Source organism: Streptomyces sp. NPDC101166 (genome assembly GCF_044768125.1).
GTDB lineage: Bacteria > Actinomycetota > Actinomycetes > Streptomycetales > Streptomycetaceae > Streptomyces.
This window is the reverse complement of sequence record NZ_JBIWPF010000009.1, coordinates 1-13,910: the sequence shown is the minus strand read 5'-3', so window position 1 is coordinate 13,910 and position 13,910 is coordinate 1. Positions and strand designations below refer to the sequence as shown.

13 protein-coding genes are annotated in these 13,910 nt (G+C 72.1%); 10 read left to right on the top strand and 3 right to left on the bottom strand.

Annotation, left to right across the window (positions count from 1 at the left end; all coding sequences use genetic code 11):
- The first annotated feature begins 358 nt into the window (after positions 1–358).
- The 3 genes from ACIRS4_RS17435 (at position 359) to ilvD (ending at position 3,762) form a co-directional block, all read left to right on the top strand.
- Positions 359–1,183, top strand: coding sequence for a sugar phosphate isomerase/epimerase (locus ACIRS4_RS17435; protein WP_130438355.1), 825 nt, complete (start codon positions 359–361; stop codon positions 1,181–1,183).
- Positions 1,180–1,785 carry a TetR family transcriptional regulator gene (locus ACIRS4_RS17430; protein WP_404196193.1) on the top strand — a complete coding sequence of 202 codons (606 nt, stop codon included), beginning with the start codon at positions 1,180–1,182 and terminating at the stop codon, positions 1,783–1,785. The genes ACIRS4_RS17435 and ACIRS4_RS17430 overlap by 4 nt, the downstream gene beginning before the upstream one ends.
- 123 nt (positions 1,786–1,908) lie before the next feature.
- Positions 1,909–3,762, top strand: coding sequence for a dihydroxy-acid dehydratase (gene ilvD, locus ACIRS4_RS17425; protein WP_404196191.1), 1,854 nt, complete (start codon positions 1,909–1,911; stop codon positions 3,760–3,762).
- A 28-nt stretch (positions 3,763–3,790) separates the two neighbouring features.
- On the opposite strand, the gene ACIRS4_RS17420 is transcribed toward ilvD, so the two are convergent.
- On the bottom strand, positions 3,791–5,980 hold the full coding sequence (locus tag ACIRS4_RS17420) for a serine/threonine-protein kinase (protein WP_404196189.1): 2,190 nt from the start codon (positions 5,978–5,980) through the stop codon (positions 3,791–3,793).
- A gap of 196 nt (positions 5,981–6,176) precedes the next feature.
- Between ACIRS4_RS17420 and ACIRS4_RS17415 the strand changes: the two genes are divergently transcribed.
- The 6 genes from ACIRS4_RS17415 to proC all read left to right on the top strand — a co-directional run bounded on the left by ACIRS4_RS17415 (position 6,177) and on the right by proC (position 10,619).
- The gene (locus ACIRS4_RS17415; RefSeq protein WP_404196187.1) at positions 6,177–6,491 is read left to right on the top strand and encodes an SH3 domain-containing protein; all 315 of its coding nucleotides are present in this window, start codon (positions 6,177–6,179) and stop codon (positions 6,489–6,491) included.
- Between the two features lie 96 nt (positions 6,492–6,587).
- A complete protein-coding gene (locus ACIRS4_RS17410; protein ID WP_404196185.1) occupies positions 6,588–7,082 on the top strand; it encodes an EamA/RhaT family transporter in 495 nt (164 codons plus the stop codon).
- 72 nt (positions 7,083–7,154) lie between these two features.
- On the top strand, positions 7,155–7,925 hold the full coding sequence (locus tag ACIRS4_RS17405) for a class I SAM-dependent methyltransferase (protein ID WP_404196182.1): 771 nt from the start codon (positions 7,155–7,157) through the stop codon (positions 7,923–7,925).
- Between the two features lie 159 nt (positions 7,926–8,084).
- Positions 8,085–8,897: an ABC transporter ATP-binding protein gene (locus ACIRS4_RS17400; RefSeq protein WP_404196180.1), complete on the top strand. Its 813-nt coding sequence runs from the start codon at positions 8,085–8,087 to the stop codon at positions 8,895–8,897.
- A complete protein-coding gene (locus ACIRS4_RS17395) occupies positions 8,894–9,667 on the top strand; it encodes an ABC transporter permease (RefSeq protein WP_404196177.1) in 774 nt (257 codons plus the stop codon). The genes ACIRS4_RS17400 and ACIRS4_RS17395 overlap by 4 nt, the downstream gene beginning before the upstream one ends.
- A gap of 139 nt (positions 9,668–9,806) precedes the next feature.
- Positions 9,807–10,619 (top strand): pyrroline-5-carboxylate reductase, encoded by an 813-nt coding sequence (gene proC / locus ACIRS4_RS17390; RefSeq protein ID WP_404196174.1) that lies wholly within the window; start codon positions 9,807–9,809, stop codon positions 10,617–10,619.
- A gap of 30 nt (positions 10,620–10,649) precedes the next feature.
- Here the strand turns inward: proC and ACIRS4_RS17385 are convergent, their stop codons facing one another.
- A complete protein-coding gene (locus tag ACIRS4_RS17385) occupies positions 10,650–11,234 on the bottom strand; it encodes a cysteine hydrolase family protein (protein WP_404196172.1) in 585 nt (194 codons plus the stop codon).
- A gap of 76 nt (positions 11,235–11,310) precedes the next feature.
- Between ACIRS4_RS17385 and ACIRS4_RS17380 the strand changes: the two genes are divergently transcribed.
- A complete protein-coding gene (locus ACIRS4_RS17380; RefSeq protein WP_404196170.1) occupies positions 11,311–12,309 on the top strand; it encodes a GlxA family transcriptional regulator in 999 nt (332 codons plus the stop codon).
- Here the strand turns inward: ACIRS4_RS17380 and trpS are convergent.
- Positions 12,249–13,274 carry a tryptophan--tRNA ligase gene (trpS, locus tag ACIRS4_RS17375; protein WP_404196167.1) on the bottom strand — a complete coding sequence of 342 codons (1,026 nt, stop codon included), beginning with the start codon at positions 13,272–13,274 and terminating at the stop codon, positions 12,249–12,251. The genes ACIRS4_RS17380 and trpS overlap by 61 nt on opposite strands.
- Positions 13,275–13,910 lie beyond the last annotated feature (636 nt).

Genomic DNA, 13,910 nt, shown 5'->3' with positions numbered 1-13,910 from the left:
GGCCACGCGTACCTGAGCGAGCCGACGGGGCCACGCACACGTGAGCGAGCCGATGGGCCACGCGTACCTGGGCGAGCCGGCGGGCCACGCGTGCGCGTGCCGAGGCGGGCCGCGCAAGAAGACGGCGGCCGAGAAGACCGCCGCCGAGCCCGACCGGCTCCCCGGCCCGACGGCGTGCGCACACACGCGTCCCCTCCGTCTGCCGCCCCGTCAGTGGCGCACGCGTGTGTGAGCGCCGCACCCCGCCCTGCGCATTCGACGCGAATCCACCGGAGCCCGTCGCGGGCGTCGTGGCGAACGCCACAACGGCCGCCGGGGACCCGGCTCGCACCCGACGGCACCCCGTAACCTGTCCCCCATGGCAGAGCCAGTCGTGCGCATCCCGGATGCGAAGGTCGCCCTGTCGACGGCCTCGGTCTATCCGGAGTCGACGGCGACGGCCTTCGAGATCGCCGCGCGCCTCGGATACGACGGCGTCGAGGTCATGGTCTGGAACGACCCCGTCAGCCAGGACATCGACGCGCTCCGCAGACTCAGCGACTACCACCAGGTGCCGATCCTCGCCGTGCACGCCCCGTGCCTGCTGATCACACAGCGGGTGTGGTCGACCGACCCGTGGGTCAAGCTGCAGCGGGCCCGCGCCGCGGCCGAGAGGCTCGGCGCCGGCACCGTCGTCGTCCACCCGCCCTTCCGCTGGCAGCGCCAGTACGCGCGCGACTTCGTCACCGGAATCTGGCGGATGGCCGACGAGACGGACGTACGGTTCGCCGTCGAGAACATGTACCCCTGGCGTTACCGCGACCGCGAGATGCTCGCCTACGCGCCGGACTGGGACGTCACCAAGGACGACTACCGGCACTTCACGATCGACCTCAGCCACGCCTCGACGGCCCGTACGGACGCCATCCAGATGCTCGACCGCATGGGCGACCGCCTCGGGCACGTCCACCTCGCGGACGGCAACGGCTCGGCCAAGGACGAGCACCTGGTCCCCGGCCGCGGCTCGCAGCCCTGCGCCGAACTGCTGGAGCGGCTCGCGCTCAGCGGCTTCGACGGCCATGTCGTCATCGAGGTCAACACCCGGCGGGCGATGTCCGGAGCCGAGCGGGAGGCCGACCTCGCGGAGGCCCTGGCCTTCACGCGGCTGCACCTGGCGTCCGCGCCGAAGGTGCCCCGCTGGTGAACGGCACCGGCGCGCGCCGCCGCGGGCGGCCTCCGCGCACCGAGTCCTCCGACACCCGCGACCGCATCCTCACCGCGGCCCGCGAGGAGTTCTCCGAGCGCGGCTACGAGAAGACGTCCGTGCGGGGCATCGCCAAGGCCGCCGGGGTCGACCCGGCGCTCGTACACCACTACTTCGGCACCAAGGAGCAGGTCTTCGCGGCGGCCATCGAGGTGGCCTTCGCGCCCGCGCTCGACGCGCCCGAGGCCCTCGCCGACGGCCCCCCGGCCGAGGTCGGCGAGCGCTTCACCCGCTTCATCCTGGGCATCTGGGAGAACCCGGCGACCCGTGCGCCCGTCCTGGCGATCGTCCGCTCGGCGGTGACCAACGAGACCGCGGCGGCCGTCTTCCGCCGTCTGGTCGCCTCCCAGCTCCTGCGCCGCGTCGCCGCGCAGCTCGACCTCCCCGACGCCGAGCTGCGCGCCGAACTGGCGGCCGCGCAGCTGGTGGGGATGGCGATGCTGCGGTACGTGATCAAGGTGGAACCGCTGGCGTCGGCGGACGTCGAGCAGATCGTCGCCCGGGTCGCGCCGGTCGTGCAGGGGCACCTCACGGGACCGTGACCGGGAGCCGCCTCCGCTCCTTCGGCGAGACATGCGTCCCGCATTCCGGACACATCGTCCCGACACCTGGATGACCGGCGTAGGCTCGACGAAGACCTGATCTGTCTGAAGGAGCGAGCGACGATGCCCGAGCTGAGGTCCCGCACAGTCACCCACGGCCGCAACATGGCGGGCGCCCGCGCCCTTATGCGCGCCTCCGGTGTACCCGGTGCGGACATCGGCCGGAAGCCGATCATCGCCGTGGCCAACAGCTTCACGGAGTTCGTGCCGGGCCACACCCACCTCCAGCCGGTCGGCCGGATCGTCAGCGAGGCGATCGTCGAGGCCGGCGGCATCCCGCGCGAGTTCAACACCATCGCCGTCGACGACGGCATCGCGATGGGGCACGGCGGCATGCTGTACTCCCTGCCCTCCCGCGACCTGATCGCGGACAGCGTGGAGTACATGGTCGAGGCCCACTGCGCCGACGCCCTGATCTGCATCTCCAACTGCGACAAGATCACCCCGGGGATGCTCAACGCGGCCCTGCGGCTGAACATCCCCACGGTGTTCGTCTCCGGCGGCCCCATGGAGTCCGGCCGCGCCACGCTCGTCGACGGCACCGTCCGCACGCTCGACCTGGTCGACGCGATCTCCGACGCCGTCAACGACAAGATCTCCGACGAGGACATCCTCCGCATCGAGGAGAACGCCTGTCCGACCTGCGGCTCGTGTTCCGGCATGTTCACCGCCAACTCGATGAACTGCCTGACCGAGGCCATCGGCCTGTCCCTCCCCGGCAACGGCTCGACCCTCGCCACCCACACCGCGCGCAAGCGGCTCTACGTCGACGCCGCGCGCACGGTGATGGACATCACCCGCAGGTACTACGAGCAGGACGACGAGACGGTCCTGCCGCGCAACGTCGCCACCTTCGCGGCGTTCGAGAACGCGATGGCCCTGGACATCGCGATGGGCGGCTCCACCAACACGATCCTGCACCTGCTGGCCGCCGCCCAGGAGGCGGGCGTCCCGTTCGGCCTCGACGAGATCGACGCCGTCTCGCGCCGGGTCCCGTGCCTGGCCAAGGTGGCGCCCAACGTCGCCAAGGACCGCACGTACTACATGGAGGACGTGCACCGCGCCGGCGGCATCCCCGCCCTCCTCGGCGAGCTGCACCGCGCGGGCCTGCTCAACGAGGACGTGCACGCCGTCCACAGCCCGTCCCTCGCGGACTGGATGAAGACGTGGGACGTGCGCGGCGGCTCGCCGTCCCCCGAGGCGGTCGAGCTGTGGCACGCCGCGCCGGGCTGCGTCCGCTCCGCCGAGGCGTTCTCCCAGTCGGAGCGCTGGGAGGCCCTGGACGAGGACGCCGAGGGCGGCTGCATCCGCTCCGCCGAGCACGCCTACTCCAAGGACGGCGGCCTGGCGGTCCTCAAGGGCAACCTCGCCGTCGACGGCTGCGTGGTCAAGACGGCCGGCGTCGACGAGTCGATCTGGACCTTCGAGGGCCCGGCGGTCGTCTGCGAGTCGCAGGAGGAGGCCGTCGAGAAGATCCTGCTGAAGCAGATCACGGAGGGCGACGTCGTCGTCATCCGCTACGAGGGCCCCAAGGGCGGCCCCGGCATGCAGGAGATGCTCTACCCGACGTCGTACCTGAAGGGCCGCGGACTGGGGAAGGCCTGCGCCCTGATCACCGACGGACGCTTCTCCGGCGGCACCTCGGGCCTGTCCATCGGCCACGCCTCGCCCGAGGCGGCGTCCGGCGGCACGATCGCCCTCGTCGAGGACGGCGACCGCATCCGCATCGACATCCCGAACCGCACGATCGAGTTGCTCGTCGACGACGCGGAACTCACGCGCCGTGAGCAGGCGTTGAACGGGACGTACGCCCCGAAGAACCGTGAGCGCAAGGTGTCCGCCGCCCTGCGCGCCTACGCCGCGATGGCGACGAGCGCCGACAAGGGCGCCGTGCGGGACGTGTCCAAGCTGGGCTGATCCCGGCGTCACGGGGGCGACGGCGGGGTCACCAGCCCGCCGGGTCGCCCCCGTCCACCGCGAAGACGGTGCCGTCGGGCGCGCTGCCGTACACACGGCCGTCCGCGACGACGGGCGCCGGCAGGGAGGCCGCCACCCGGTCGCCGTGCGCGCCGAGGCGGGCCGGGGTCTGCCCGAGCAGCCGGCCGGCGCGGGCGTCGACCCCGAGGAGCCGCCCGTCCGCCCCGACGACGTACACATGACGGCCGTCGGCGACCGGCTCCGAGCCCCGGCTCACGCCCGTCTCCAGCTGCCACAGGATGCGGCGTCCCGCCATGTCGACGGCCTCCAGCGCCCCGCCGGTGCTCAGCAGGTAGACGACGTCCCCGCGCACGCCGGCCTGCGGGTCCATACGGGTCACCGGCAGCTTCACCCGGCCGGTCGACTTCGACGCGGGGTCGTAGCGCACGACGGCGTCGGTGTACCCCGTCTCGTCCTCGACGGACAGCAGGAACAGTGCCCCGTCGTGGCTGCCGACGGCCGTGAGCGTGCCGTCCAGCCCGGCCTGCCACCGCACGGCGCCCGTGGCCGGGTCCACGGCGGTGACGGAGGTCCTCCCCGGGGCGGAGGTGCTCGTCACGTACGCGAGCGGATCGCCGGCGAACGAGGTGAAGTACGGCTCTGCCTGCCCCGGGACCGTACGGCTCCACGCGGTCTTCCCCGTGGCGCCGTCGACGCCGGTGACCGTGCCGTCGGGGGAGGTGAGCAGCAGCATGCCGCCGGCGGCGTGCAGCGCGTTGTACTCGGGCATGTCCGCCGTCCAGCGCACCTCGCCCGAGCCGGGGTCGAGCGCCTCCCACCGCGGGGCCAGGTGCGCCGGGGGCTGCACCAGGCCGCCGACGAGCGCCGGCGGCCCGCTGCCGAGAGGCGCCTCGACGGTGTGCCGCCAGGCCGGCGAGCCGTCGGCGGGATCGAGCGCGAGGACCGTCCCTGCCTGGGCGCACAGGAGCTTGCCCGCGCCGTAGGAGCACTCGGGCGCGGTCTGCGCGTCGGACAACGGGTCCGACCTCCACGCCGAGAACGCGGCCGGCGTCGTCCGCGTCCCGGTGGGCTTCGGCGCGGGCGCGCCGCCGGCCCACTGCACGGCGGCGACTCCGCCCGCGACGAGGCTCAGCGCCCCCGCCGCGACCGCCAGCGGCCGGAGCAGCCGACGCCGGGTGCGCTCGCCCCCGGCGTCCTCCTTGCCGTCCGCGACTGCCTGACCGGTCGGACGGCCGTCGGGGGAGCCGGCCGGGGCGCCGCCGGTGGGCCGGACGGGATCGCGGTCCGCGTTCTGGTCCTGGTCTCTCTCCCGCCCTCCGTCCAGGTCCTGGTCCCGCGGCGCCGGTATGAACACCTGTGTGTCGTACGAGGCCGACACCGAACGCAGTTCTCTCATCAGCTCGTCCGGCGTGGGCCGCTCCTCGGGCTCTTTCGCCAGACAGCGCTGGACCAGCGGGGCGAGGACCTGCGGCACGCCCGTCAGATCGGGCTCGTCGTGCACGACCTGGTAGGCGACGACGTAGGGGCTGTCGGAGTCGAACGGCCCCCGCCCGGTCGCCGCGTGCACCAGGACCGACCCGAGCGCGAAGATGTCGGCGGCGGGCCCGACCTCCCTGGGCCGCCGGAACTGCTCCGGTGCCATGAACGGCGGCGTGCCGATCAACTTGCCGGTCTCGGTGCGCAGTTCGCTGTCCTTCGGCCGGGAGATGCCGAAATCGATGACCTTCGGGCCGTCCTCGGCGAGCAGGACGTTGCTGGGCTTCAGATCCCGGTGGACGACGCCGACGCGATGGATGTCGCGCAGGGCCTCCGCGAGGCCGGCCATCAGCCGCCTCAACTCACCCGTACTCATGGGCCCGTTCCGCTTCACCTGGTCAGAGAGGGTCGAGCCGGGGATGAACAGCGTGGCCATCCAGGGCCGTCCGGCCTCCGGGTCGGCGTCGACGACGGGTGCGGTGAACGCCCCGCTCACCCGTCTCGCGGCGGCGACCTCCTGCCGGAACCGCCCCCTGAACTCAGGGTCCTTGGCGAATCGGGCGTGCACGACCTTCACCGCGAGCTTCATCCCCGAGGTGCTGCGGGCCAGGTGGACCACACCCATCCCGCCCGATCCCAGACAGGATTCCAGACGGTAGTGGCCGGCGTACTCGGGAAGTTCCGCTTCCGCATCCGATCCGGCGTTGCGCTGTGGCGCCATGGACCACCACCCCCGTGCTGTTCGGCCGCGAATCGGCGCGCGCGACGCAGGGAGCCTAGTCGATGAGGCTGACGGGGCCGAGGAGGCTTGCCAGGCCCCTGTGTTCGAATTGCAGGCATGTGTTTCAGTCGTTGATTCCAGGGAATCAACGTCTCCCCCCATGGAGGTCATGGGGGTTCACGGGGGAGGTTCAGTCATGTCTGTCGAGCAGGTGGAAGAGGTGGACGGCGGCGCGGAGCCGGTGCGGCGGGCGGCCGTGGCGGTGAGCTCCTATCCGGTCGCCCCGGGCGTCCGGCTCAACGTCCGCAGCGGTCCCGGCACCGGTTACGGCGTGGTCCGGGTCCTGCCCGAGGGGGCCTCGGTGGCGATCTACTGCCAGACGCCGGGCACCTCGGTCAGCGGCCCGTACGGCACGTCGAACATCTGGGACAACATCGGCAGCGGCCAGTACGTCTCGGACACCTACGTCCGCACCGGCAGCGACGGCTACGTCGCCTCGCGCTGCGGCTGACCCGCACGACACGGGCGGGCTCCCGGCGGGTCGAAGGCCCCGACGGAAGCCCGCCCCAGCCCGGGAGCCCGCCCCGCCCGCGGCCATAATCGTCACGTGAGCGACGACAACGGCGCCCAGGGCGGCGCCACCGGCCCCCGCCCCGAGCCCCTGCGCTTCTTCGGCACGAGTTGGGTCGACCACGACCAGGGCTACGCCGCCCGCCGGGCCGCCGCGTCCGTCGGGTCCCTGACCGCCGCGGCCGGCTCCTGCCTCGTGCTGCGCCTCGCCTACGAGGGCCTCGCGATCGCCGACAGCGGCAGCTTCGTGACCCTGCTGGTCGTCGTCATGTTCACGGTGTGCAGCGCGCTGGCCTTCCGGCACACCCTGGAGGGCTTCACCAAGCGCCACGATCCCGACCGCCAGTCCTCCCTGCGCGGTCTGCTGGCCATCGGCTTCGTCGGCTCCCTGCTCGCCTACTTCTTCCGCTCGTTCATCGAGGCCCCCGGCGAGAAGCTCCACCGCGAGGAGTACGAGGCGGCCCGCGTCCGCTACGAGAGCCGCTCCGTCCGCCGTACGGGCAACCCGTCCAGGAAGCGCCGCCGGACCTGAGCCGTCCCGGCACGCCCGGAAAAAGCCGCAGGCTCCGTTTCCCTCGCCGCCCACCCCGGACAGCATGGCCCCATGACGGCTCCCTTGCACACCGACCGAGCACTCTCCTTCAGCTCCGCCGCAGCCCAGTACGCCGCCAACCGCCCCTCCTACCCGCCCGCGCTCCTCGAAGCGATCGAGGCCATGGCGGACCGTCCGCTCGCCGGCGCGCGCGTCGCCGACATCGGCGCGGGCACCGGCATCGCGACCGCCCTCCTGCACGCCCGCGGCGCCGGCGTCGTCGCGGTCGAACCGGGCGACGGCATGGCGGAGCAGTTCCGCCGCACCCTCCCCGAGGTGCCGGTCGTCCGAGGCGACGGCAACCGCCTCCCCCTCGCCACCGCCTCCGTCGACTTCCTCACCTACGCCCAGTCCTGGCACTGGACGGACCCGGCGCGCTCCATCCCGGAGGCCGTACGCGTGCTGCGCCCCGGCGGCGCCCTCGTCCTGTGGTGGAACGCCGCGGCGCTCGACGTGCCCTGGATCGACGCCCAGACGGACCGCGTCCAGCGCCACTTCGGCCTCGAGCGCACCGCCGGAAGGAACGGCGACGGCACGCACGCGGTCCTGGCAGGCCCGACCGACCCCCTGGACTTCACCCGCGGCCAGGTCCGCTGGAGCCGCCGCGTTCCGCTCGACACCCATCTGGCCAACATCGGCAGCCACTCGATCTTCCTCGTCCATGGCGGGGAGAGCGCCGCCGCGTTCCTCGACGAGGAGCGCCGGCACCTCCTGACCGTCTTCCCGGACGGCATGGTCGAGGAGACCTACGACGTCGCCTTCCTGCTCGCCCTCCGCCCCTGACCCCGCGGACCACACCTCTCCCGTGCGGCGGCTCCCGGCTCCGGGGCCGCCGCACCCGCGTGTATCGAGGGCCCGGCCCTTCTCGACACCGCGCCGCCTCCCCTCGACCCACGCCCCGCCCACTTGACGACGCCCCGTCCGCGGCGCACTATTCATCACATGATGAATTACAGTTCCGGCGAGCCCCCGAAGCCGCCCGACGCCGACCGGACACCCGCCGTCCAGGCCCGCGGCCTCGCCGTCGTCCGAGGCCCCCGCACGGTGCTGCGCTCCCTCGACTTCACCGTCCCGCGCGGTCAGATCACCGGGCTCCTCGGCCCCTCGGGCTGCGGCAAGTCGACCCTGATGCGCGCGATCGTCGGCACCCAGGGCAAGGTCACCGGCACCCTCGACGTCCTGGGCCGGCCCGCCGGGCACCCCGCCCTGCGCACTCGCATCGGCTACGTCACCCAGGCGCCCTCCGTCTACGCCGACCTCACCGTCCGCCAGAACCTCGACTACTTCGCCGCGATCCTCGACCCCGGGCGCCCGGCGGCCGACCGCCGCCACGACGACGTCACCCGGGCCATCGCCGACGTCGACCTCACCAGCCACGCCGACGCACTCGCCGGCAACCTCTCCGGCGGCCAGCGCAACCGCGTCAGCCTCGCCGTGGCCCTCCTGGGCGCACCCGAACTCCTCGTCCTCGACGAACCCACCGTCGGCCTCGACCCCGTCCTGCGCCGCGACCTGTGGAACCTCTTCGACGACATCGCCGCCTCCCGCGGCGCCACCCTCCTCGTCTCCTCCCACGTCATGGACGAGGCCGAGCGCTGCCACCGGCTCCTCCTCATGCGCGAAGGCGAGATCCTCGCCGACGACACGCCCGACGCCCTGCGCGCCCGCACCGGCTCCGACACGGTCGAGGCGGCCTTCCTGCACCTCGTCGACGAGGCGACGCGGTCCGCCCGTGAAAAGGAGACGACCCGATGACCACCGCGACCCGCCCCGCCCCCACCGGCCCCCTCAACCTCTCGCGCACCACCGCCACCGCGGCCCGCGTCCTGCGCCAGCTCCGCCACGACCCCCGCACCATCGCCCTGATGATCGTCATCCCGTGCGCGATGCTGTTCCTGCTCCGCTACGTCTTCGACGGCAGCCCCCGCACCTTCGACGACATCGGAGCCTCCCTCCTCGGGATCTTCCCGCTGATCACGATGTTCCTGGTGACCTCCATCGCCACCCTGCGCGAACGCACCTCCGGCACCCTGGAACGCCTCCTCGCCCTCCCTCTCGGCAAAGGCGACCTGATCGCCGGCTACGCCCTCGCCTTCGGAGCCCTCGCGATCGTCCAGTCCGCCCTGGCCACCGGCCTGGCCGTCTGGTTCCTCGACCTCGACGTCACAGGCAGCCCCTGGCTCCTCCTCCTGGTGGCCCTGCTCGACGCGCTCCTCGGCACGGCCCTCGGCCTGTTCGTCTCCGCCTTCGCCGCCTCGGAGTTCCAGGCGGTCCAGTTCATGCCGGCGGTGATCTTCCCCCAGCTCCTCCTGTGCGGCCTGTTCACCCCGCGCGACGAGATGCACCCCGCCCTCGAAGCCCTCTCGAACGTCCTGCCCATGTCCTACGCCGTCGACGGCATGAACGAGGTCCTCAGGCACACCGACATGACGGCGACCTTCGTCCGCGACGTCCTGATCGTGGCCGGCTGCGCCCTGCTGGTCCTCGGCCTGGGCGCGGCGACACTCCGCAGGCGCACGGCATGACGGCCCGACCGCGCCCGCGAGCCGGCCCCGCTCCACCGCCCCGGCCGACATCCCGCCTGCCGGACGACCGCACCACGCGCCCACCCCGGATGCGAGGATGCCCTCAGGACGACGCACCCTTCCGGAGGACACCCCCGCCATGACCCAGAAAGTCGCAGTCCTCGGCACCGGCAAGATCGGCGAAGCCCTTCTCAGCGGGATGCTCCGAGGCGGCTGGCCCCCCGCCGACCTCCTGGTCACCGCCCGCCGCGCCGAGCGGGCCGAGGAACTCCGCAGCCGCCACGGAGTCGTCCCGGTCACCAACGCCGAAGCCGCCAAGACCGCCGACACCCTCATCCTCACGGTCAAGCCGCAGGACATGGGCGCCCTCCTCGACGAACTCGCCCCCCACGTCCCCGCCGGCCGACTGGTCGTCAGCGGAGCCGCCGGCATCACCACCGCGTTCATCGAGGACCGCCTCACCGCCGGCGTCCCCGTCGTCCGCGTCATGACGAACACCCCCGCCCTCGTCGACGAGGCCATGTCCGTCATCTCCGCCGGCAGCCACGCGGGCGAAGCCGACCTCGCCCACACCGAGGAGATCTTCGGCTCCGTCGGCAAGACCCTGCGCGTCCCCGAGTCCCAGCAGGACGCCTGCACCGCCCTCTCCGGCTCCGGCCCGGCCTACTTCTTCTACCTGGTCGAAGCGATGACCGACGCCGGCATCCTGCTCGGTCTGCCCCGCGACAAGGCCCACGACCTCATCGTCCAGTCCGCCATCGGCGCGGCCACGATGCTCCGCGACAGCGGCGAACACCCCGTCAAGCTCCGCGAGAACGTCACCTCCCCGGCCGGCACCACCATCAACGCCATCCGCGAGCTGGAGAACCACGGCGTACGCGCCGCCCTCATCGCCGCACTCGAAGCCGCCCGCGACCGCAGCCGCCAACTGGCCTCCGGCACAAAGGACTGACGCGCCCCCCGCTCACCGGGGGCGGTCACCTCACCGCGCGGCGTCCACCACCTCCTTCGTGGTCACCACCCGCGCGAAACCGCCCCCGTGCAGCGACACCGCCGACGCCTGCCCCACCTCGTCAGCACTGAGCCGCCACCCGAACGGCCCCTCCAGACCGAACGTGTACGTCGCGTCGTAGGCGAGCAGCACGTCGTACCCGAGATTCCCGCCCATCCGGGCCGTCGTCTCCACGCACATGTTCGTCTGGATCCCCGCCACCACGACCTGCGAGATCCCGGCGGCCTTCAACCAGCCGTCCAGATCCGGCGTCCCGTAGAAGGCGGAGTTCACGCTCTTCGTGACGAACAGCTCCGGCCCGCTCCCCTTGCCGCGCCGCTCCTCCACGTACTCCTTGAAGCCGTTGCCCGCGTACCCCGCCCGCAGCGGCGAGTCCGGCTTCGACGAGTCATGGCGAACGAACACGACCGGCCGGCCCGACCCCTGCCACACATCGATGAGCGCAGCGATGTTGTCGTCGGCGCCCGGGTTGTTCCGGACCCCCCAGAAACCGGCCTCCTCGAAGCCCTTCTGCACGTCCACCACCAGCAGCGCGGCGTTCTGTGAAATCTCCATGCCGACGATCCTGCCGCCGTGCCCACACCGCTCACAGAGCGCGGAAAGTCAGCGATCGATGGTTTACTGCCAGGCCATGGAGAACCCCTACCGCGTGGCCCTCGTCGCCTTCCCCGGCATCCGCGCCTTCGACGTCTCCGTCATCACCGAGGTCTGGGGCAGCGACCGCACCGACCGCGGAGTCCCCGCCTTCGAGCTGCGCCGCGTCGCCGCCGACACCTCGGCCCCCATCCCGATGCGCGGCGGCCTCACACTCCTCCCCGACCGCACCCTCTCCTGGCTCTCCCGCGCCGACCTGATTCTCGTCCCCGGCCTCGACGACCACCTCACCCCCGCACCGGAACCGGTCCTCGACGCCCTGCGCCGCGCCCACGCCCGCGGCACCACCCTCGCCGCCCTGTGCGGCGGCGCCTTCACCCTCGCCCACGCCGGCCTCCTCGACGGCCGCCGCGCGATCACCCACTGGAGCCTCATCGACCTCCTGCGCACCCGTCACCCCCGCGTCGACCTGGTCCCCGACGCCCTCTTCATCGAGGACGACAACGTCTGGACCGCCGCCGGCACCGCGGCCGGCATCGACCTCTGCCTCCACCTCGTCCGCGTCGCGCACGGAGCCGAGGCAGCCGCCACCATCGCCCGCTCGATGGTCACCGCTCCCTTCCGCACCGGCACCCAGGCCCAGTTCATCGAACGACCCACCCCGCACACCGACCGCGACGCCGACACCCTCGCCGCCGTCCGCGAACACGCCCTGCGTCACCTCCATGAACCCCTGACCGTCGCGGACCTGGCCGCCCACGCCGGCATGTCCCCACGCAGCTTCGCCCGCCACTTCACCGCCGAGACCGGCACCACCCCCCTGCGCTGGCTCCTCGACCAGCGCCTCGCCGCAGCCCAGAAACTCCTCGAACGCACCGACCTCCCCATGCCCGAGGTCGCCCGCCGCGCCGGATTCGGCAGCGAGGTCACGATGCGCCAGCACTTCGCATCGCGCCTCGCCACCAGCCCGCGCGCCTACCGCGCCGCGTTCAGCACCGGCTCCGCCACCGGCGGCAGCAGCCCGATCGCGCGATAGGCGGAGTCGACCACCGGCCGGGCCATCGCCCGGGCCTTCTCCGCACCCTCCCTCAGCACCCCCTCCACGTACGCCGGGTCAGCGCACAACTCCTTGTGCCTGCCCTGCAGGGGCTTCAGGACCTCGACCACAGCGTCGGCCGTGTCCTTCTTCAAAGCGCCGTAGGACCGGTAAACGGCGCTCAGGGATTCGGGGTTCCCGCCCGTGCAGGCCGCGAGGATCTCCAGCAGATTCGCCACCCCGGGCCGCCCGGCCCGGTCGTAGACGACCTCCCGACCGCTGTCGGTCACGGCCCGCATGACCTTCTTGCGCACCACGTCCGGCTCGTCCAGCAGGTAGACGATCCCCGGCCCGGAGTCCTCGCTCTTGCCCATCTTCGACGCGGGCTCCTGCAGATTCATCACCCGGGCGGCCACCGCCGGATGCGTGGCCCTCGGCACCACGAACGTCTGCCCGTACCGCTGGTTGAACCGCAACGCCAGATCACGCGTCAGCTGGACGTGCTGAGCCTGGTCGTCGCCCACGGGCACCTCGTCCGCCGCGTAGGCCAGGATGTCCGCGGCCATCAGCACCGGATACGTCAGCAGCGACAGCCGCACGCTCCCGCCACGCTCGCGTTCCCGTCCGGCCTTCTCCTTGTACTGGATCATCCGCCGCATCTCGCCGTCGGTGGCCACGCACTCCAGCAGGTACGACAGCCGCGCGTGCTCGTCCACATGGCTCTGTACGAACAGGGTGCACAACGCCGGATCCAGGCCGGCCGCCAGCAGCAGGGTGGCCGTCTGCCGACTGAGCCGACGCACCCGCGACGGATCGTGGTCCACGGTCAGCGCGTGCAGGTCCACGACGCAGAACAACGCGTCCGCCCGGTGCTGGTCGACCTCGGCCCACTGCCGCATGGCCCCCAGGTAGTTCCCCAGCGTCAGATGCCCGGTCGGCTTGACCCCGCTGAAGACCCGCTTCATCTCTCCACCTCCTGGTCGATGACCGCCGCGCCCGCCGGCCGGCTCTCAGAAGGGAGATACGAGAACGGCCGCCGAGGCGGCGGCCGTTGACTGCATACGTGAGTCAGGCCGCCGTCAGGCGGCCCACCACTGCTGGTTGCACGTACGCATGAACATGGCCCCACAGTACGCCGCGCGGGGCCGCCGAGGAGGCGGGTTGACACACCCCGGGCCGATACGTAGTGTTCTCCGAGTTGTCCGACGTGAGCGCCGACTCCGGTCGGTCCCCGGACAGCCATTCCGCAAGTACCTCACCAGCCTCTCGGCGAGCAGTCCATTCGTCTGCCGTCGTTTCATTGGCGTGCGTATTCGCGAAATGAGGAATCCGCGTTCGAAAGGACGCGGGCCCGATTCGCTTCGGCGGCGGGGAATCCGCTAAAGTCTCACTCGTCGGAACGGCCCGAGCGGCCGGGAAGGCAAACCCCCTCTGACTGGGAATCAGGGCCGAAAGGATCTGATAGAGTCGGAAACGCCGGAAGGGAAACCGCGAGAGCGGGGAACCGGAAAGCACCGAGGAAATCGGATCGAGAAAAGATCTGATAGAGTCGGAAACGCAAGACCGAAGGGAAGCGCCCGGAGGAAAGCCTGAGAGAGTCT